1 protein-coding gene is annotated in these 1,793 nt (G+C 73.3%); it reads left to right on the top strand.

The window, feature by feature from the left end:
* Positions 1-66: 66 nt before the first annotated feature.
* A partial coding sequence (locus NBW84_RS14850) for a serine/threonine-protein kinase (RefSeq protein WP_250285333.1) occupies positions 67-1,793 on the top strand: 1,727 nt, incomplete at its 3' end.

The raw sequence follows: 1,793 nt of genomic DNA, 5'->3' as shown, positions 1-1,793 counted from the left end.
GAAGGCTGCGCAATCACAGATCTTTTCACGTGGCCGGTGGCCGCGGAGCCACTGGAAAACCAGCCCATGTGTGTCACGTCCCCGCAGCGCTCCCCTCGCGTACGTCACCGAAGCGCGTCACGGTCTACCATATCCAACGGGAGGCGTACGCCGCGGTGGACGGATTCGTGCGGAACATACCGGGGGCGATGTGGGGAAGACTCGGGAGAGCCAGGATGCGGCGCGGGTGCCGCCGGGCCCGGCCATCGAGGGTACCGGGATTTCCGCCGGGTCGCGATCGGCGGGTTCAGCACCGTCTACACCGCCTACCAGGAGCGTTTCGCCCGAACGGTAGCCGTGAAGGTCCTGAGCGCCGACGTCGGGGACCCGGCCGCGCTGCGCCGGTTCACCCGCGAGTGCCAGGCGTCCGGCAGCCTGTCCCACCTCCCCGAGATCATCACCGTGTACGACGCGGGCGCCACCGCCGACGACCAGCCGTTCATCGCGATGCAGTACTTCCCGCGGGGATCGCTGGTCGACCGGATGCGCGACAGCAACCAGCCGAACCAGCCGAACCGGCTGTCAGTGCCGGAAACCGTCGGGGTAGGTGTGTCCGTCGCCCGGGCACTGGCCGCGGCGCACCGCGCCGACATCACCCATCGTGACATCAAGCCGGGGAATCTCCTGGTCTCCGACGAGGGCGGGGCAGTACTGAGCGATTTCGGGGTGGCGAGCTTCGGGGCGGCGAGCTTCGGGGCGGCGAGCTTCGGGATGGCGGGTATCGGGGCGGCAGGTGCCGCGGCCGGCCCGGAGAAGTCGGTCAGCCTCGAGGCCTACACGCCGGCTCACTGCGCTCCGGAGGTCCTTGACGGACAGCGGTACTCGCCGGCCGCCGACGTCTACGCCTTCGGTTCGACCCTGTACACCCTGCTTGCCGGCACGGCCCCGTTCGCGCCCCGCGCCGGCGACGGACCGGCGACGGTCATGCGTCGCATCCTCGCCGGCGACGCCGCCGAACTCGACCAGGCTGTTCCAGAGCCGCTGCGGGCGCTGATCGGGCACATGATGTCGGTCGATCCGCGGCAACGGCCGAGCGTGGCCGGTCTTGTCGAGAAGTTCGACGCGCTACGGGACGCCCTGGGAGCCGAGCCGGTGGCCCGGCTGGGGGCAGCCGGGGATGATCTCGCGGCCGTCCCGCCGTCATCGGACGAGCCGACGGCCCACGACCCGAAAACAGGCACCGGTTCCGGGGCAGCCGCCGCCGACGTCTCCCGCCTGGAAGCCACCCGCCGCCGGTCCCGCGTCGGCTCCGCCGGGAGCTCGCCGCGGCCGGCCCCGGCCGGTACCGACAGCGCGGACGGCGCCGGCTCGCCGTCCGCGGCTCCCGGGCCCGACGAGCCGCTGGACACCCCGACCAGGCTGCGGCCGCGCGGTGCCCCGCCGCTGTCCGGCGACAGGGATTCCGCTCGTCGACGGCGCCGGAACGTGTGGACGGCCGCCGCGGCCGCCGCCGCGACCATTCTCGTGATCTCTGGAATACTGACTGTCACACTCCGGGGGAAATCCGGCCCGGCCGAGGTGCGGGCGGACAACCTCCCCATCCCGTCGGGCGCCGCGCCGTCGGCACCCGACGGGACCGCTCCCCCCGGCCACCAGGCACTGATCACCGTCACGACCATCCCAACGCGGGCCGGCTTCGGCCCCGAACCCGCGGCCGGGCCCGTGGCCGGACCCGCGGCCGGGCCTGCGGCCGGGCCCGCGGATGCGGTACCGGCGAACCCACCACCCCGGACAGGCAGTGGCCCGGCTCCCCC

Origin of the sequence: Protofrankia sp. CiP1_Cm_nod2, from assembly GCF_920664355.1 — a bacterium.
Classification (GTDB): Bacteria; Actinomycetota; Actinomycetes; order Frankiales; family Frankiaceae; genus Protofrankia.
This window is presented reverse-complemented; position numbering and strand designations above follow the sequence as displayed.